General features: G+C 32.1%; 5 protein-coding genes. All 5 read left to right on the forward strand.

Annotated elements, in window-relative coordinates; all coding sequences use genetic code 11:
* A partial coding sequence (locus GSM_RS13810) for a GH25 family lysozyme (RefSeq protein ID WP_010077693.1) occupies window positions 1–569 on the forward strand: 569 nt, incomplete at its 5' end.
* Window positions 524–637: a hypothetical protein gene (locus tag GSM_RS15550; protein WP_081484417.1), complete on the forward strand. Its 114-nt coding sequence runs from the start codon at window positions 524–526 to the stop codon at window positions 635–637. The genes GSM_RS13810 and GSM_RS15550, both read left to right, overlap by 46 nt.
* Before the next feature lie 809 nt (window positions 638–1446).
* Window positions 1447–2862, forward strand: a complete 1416-nt coding sequence (locus tag GSM_RS01475; protein ID WP_003689642.1) for an oligosaccharide flippase family protein — start codon at window positions 1447–1449, stop codon at window positions 2860–2862.
* A gap of 35 nt (window positions 2863–2897) precedes the next feature.
* Window positions 2898–3896, forward strand: a complete 999-nt coding sequence (locus GSM_RS01480; RefSeq protein ID WP_003689639.1) for a glycosyltransferase — start codon at window positions 2898–2900, stop codon at window positions 3894–3896.
* A 16-nt stretch (window positions 3897–3912) separates the two neighbouring features.
* Window positions 3913–4005 (forward strand): sugar phosphate nucleotidyltransferase (locus tag GSM_RS13815; RefSeq protein ID WP_010077694.1); only part of this gene is annotated, 93 nt, incomplete at its 3' end.

Below are 4005 nucleotides of genomic sequence, written 5' to 3' on the forward strand. Positions count from 1 at the left end.
CTTTTTTTGTTTGTTTCAGTGTTTATTCTGTAAAAGCTACTGAAATAGATAGTTGGTATATTGATGATAGTACACGACCTGTTGTATCTGCTGTTGATGTCTCCTCTCATCAAAGTGGACTGACCGAGACAAATTATCAAAATCTCAAGTTACTCGGTGTAAAAACGATTATCGTAAAAGCAACGGAAGGATCATCATATACAAATTCATACGCTCTTACACAAATGAAATACGCTGCAAATGCTGGTCTAAATGTAGCATTATATCAGTACGCAAAATATACTACTGCAACCGAGGCAGAAACTGAGGCCAATTATTTACTGACATGGTTGAAAGAAAATAATGTTAATACGGATATTTTAATTTTTTCTGATATTGAGGCGGAAGCAAGTGAAGTTTCATCAGTTGGGAGTAACTTGTCCGTATTTCAAAGTGTTTTGTTTAGTGGAGGTTATACTAACCAGGGGTTTTATGCATCAAAAAGTTCAACATACTTATCTAGCTTGGTAGCAGTTGGCAGACAATTGATGGTAAAAAGTACTACTTTTATAAAGACGGTAAATTATTAAGAGAAAGTCAAATTATTGATGGCGTTAAATATTACTTTAATGCATACACGGGTGTTTTAGAAAGTTAAAAGGGTACAATTTTATTTTTAGATTATAGATTCTCCTGGACAGAGTGCTTAGGATAAATTGGTTTTGTCTGTTATGAAAAAATAAAATTCGAAATATTATTTATAAAAAATTAAATTCAATAAACAGATAAACAGAGACTTGCTTTTTTAGTAGCAATTACTCTGTTTTTTGTGAGCATAATAATCTACTGGTACATCGAAGAAGTATAATTTTATGATAAGAAGCAAAATTGTTTTGAAATAATTATTAAATATACGATAAAAAATATAATTTTAAAAATTAAATTCTATTTATTAAGGAACTGTTAAATTAATATATATCTTTAGGTGCTGATCATTTTTATATTTATGATAGTATAAGTACATATGTAATTTACTGAGGTAGTAGCATTACCCAGAGATGGCAATTTAAATTTTTATCAGTTTTTCAAGAATTACATGATATGTTGCCACTCTCAGCAAATTTAAGTATTTTCATATTTTTTAGAGTACAACATAATATGTATATTTGTTAAAGGGTAATCAAGAGTTATTGATTTTGATAGATGAATATAATGCTTAAAGTTTCTTAACGTTGGGAGATTATCCACTATCTGTTAAAAAATGGGCTAACATTTTAATATATTGATTAAATGTGAAATCGTTGCAACTTCTGGTCATTAAGCCATAAAGGTGTCGTTTTTCTAACGTTAATTGAGATTTACCGCTGTATCGTCTATAATTACACTTGGTTTAGTTTTTAATAAAGAGAACTTTTAATTTATGACAATTAATAGTTGTCAAATATGTGGATTATAAAGGAGCAAGATATGAATGTTGTTCGCAACTACTTGTATAATGCTGGATACCAGTTATTACTTGTAATGTTACCATTGGTCTCAATAACATACGTTAGTCGAGTTTTGACAAATACGGGAGTTGGGATAAATGCTTATACAAACTCGATTATTACATACTTCGTTTTATTTGGAAGTTTAGGAATTAATCTGTATGGTAATAGGCAGATAGCGTATTTAAGAGAAGACCAATATAAAATGTCAAAAACTTTTTGGGAAATTGTAATTTTAAGAGCTGTAACTGTTATTGCAGCTTTTCTCGCATTCTTCATATATCTGCCATTTAGTAAACATTCTCTATTGATGTTGTTTCAGTCACTAAATTTATTAGCAGTTATGTTTGACATTTCATGGTTTTATATGGGAATTGAGGATTTCAAAAAAACGGTAACCAGAAATACTCTGGTGAAACTAATTTCATTGGCTGCTATTTTTATTTTTGTAAAAGATAAAAGTGATATTGGAATATATATTATTATACTTGGTCTGGGTTCATTATTGGGGAACTTCACACTATGGCCATTTATTAGGCATCTTATTATTAAGGTACCACTAAAGGATCTACAACCCTTTAGGCACATTAGGCCATCTATTGTATTATTTATTCCGCAAGTCGCTATTAGTGTCTATGCTGTTCTAAATAAAACGATGTTAGGTCAGTTAACTAGTACCGTTAATTCAGGATACTACAATAATGCGGACACTCTGATAAAAACCGTTCTAGCAGTCGCTACAGCAACTGGGACAGTCATGCTACCACATGTAGCAAATGCGTTCGCCAATGGAGAGAAAAATAAAGTAAACCAAATGTTGTATGACTCATTTGATTTTATTTCTTTTTTAACGATGGCAATGATGTTTGGATTAGCTGGACTATCAATTCATCTAGGACCGTATTTCTTTGGAAAGGGATTTGAAGCAGTCGGAGGGGCAATATTACTTGAATCACCTGTTATTTTACTAATAGGATGGAGTAATGCAATCGGGACCCAATTCTTATTGCCGACAAATCGTACAAAAGAATATACAAATTCCGTACTTGTAGGAGCAATTGTTAATATTATTTTGAATTTACCACTAATTTATTTTGGAGGATTAGCAGGAGCTGTTTTGGCGACTGTAATTTCAGAAATATGTGTGACAGGCTACCAGCTTTGGGCGATCCGGAAGGAAGTCGAGTATCGAAAGCTATTTCAAAATGTTAGTAAGTATTTTGTAGCAGGAATTGTTATGTTTGTTCCTATCTTCAAAATCAATAATTCAGTGAGGACAAGTGTGCTTTCACTTTTTCTAGAAGTTCTGCTTGGAATTATTATTTATTTTGGTATGATCTTAATTTTAAAACCAACAATTGTGGATAAAGCTAAGCAAATGTTGAAAAAAAAGTAGAGCAGCAATTCTAAACTTAAGGAGAGTTCTTTCTAATGGCAAATTATGTTGTTACTTCTGGGGAGCCTGGTAAAATGGGTGGAAGCAAAGCGAAAGAAGATATAATCAACTTTTTAGCAAGGGATAACTATATTTCTTTTATGATAAATCCATACCAGACCAACAAATTTTCAAGAATCTGGTACACGCATTTTCGTTTAAAAAAATTTTTTTCAAATGATGAAATAAATAATGTAATATTGCAACACCCAATTCCTTCACCATATATCGTTGACAATTTTGTCAAACGACTAGAGAAAAAAGAAAAAACTAAATTAATTATTTGGATTCATGATGTACAAAGTTTACAACGTAATGGTGATGGGAAAAAGCAGGAATGGGAGATTAAACTTTTTAATAAAGCAGATGTATTGATAGTTCATAATAAAAGAATGCAAACTTGGCTTAGAGAAAAAAAGGTATTAACACCAATGATTGTTTTGGGAATTTTTGACTACGATAATCCTGTACCAATCCAAGAAAACGTACCTTATGAAAAGACTATTTGTTTTGCGGGGGCGTTGTTTAAATCCACTTTTTTGTCTAAACTTAAGATGAAACATCAGCTTTACACATTTGGTCCAGATATGCCCAAAGTGCATTCGAGCAATATAATTTATTCAGGCCAGTTTACGCCTGAGGAATTGCCTAGCCATTTGACACAGAATTTTGGTTTGATTTGGGATGGACCTGAGATTCAAACTTGCGCAGGAACATTTGGACATTATCAGCTCTTTAACAATCCGCACAAAGCCTCACTTTATATAAGTACAGGAATTCCAGTTATCATTTGGAGCAAAGCAGCACTTGCGGATTTCGTGTTAGAGAATAAAATAGGAGTAGTTGTTGATAGCCTTGAGGAGCTAGATGATTTGTTAGATAATCTGTCAGAAGAGGATTATCTAGTTCTAAAGGATAATGTTGTTAAATTGGCAGAAAAACTGCGTTCAGGCTATTTTACGAAAAATGTTATTAAGCAGTTAGCCGAAATTTAATTTTTGGAGGACAGATATGAAAGGAATAATTTTAGCTGGTGGTTCAGGTACACGTTTGTATCCACTGACACGTGCGACATCGAAACAATTGATGCCAATTTATGACAAG

It is taken from the genome of Liquorilactobacillus mali KCTC 3596 = DSM 20444 (genome assembly GCF_000260415.1).
Taxonomy (GTDB): Bacteria; Bacillota; Bacilli; order Lactobacillales; family Lactobacillaceae; genus Liquorilactobacillus; species Liquorilactobacillus mali.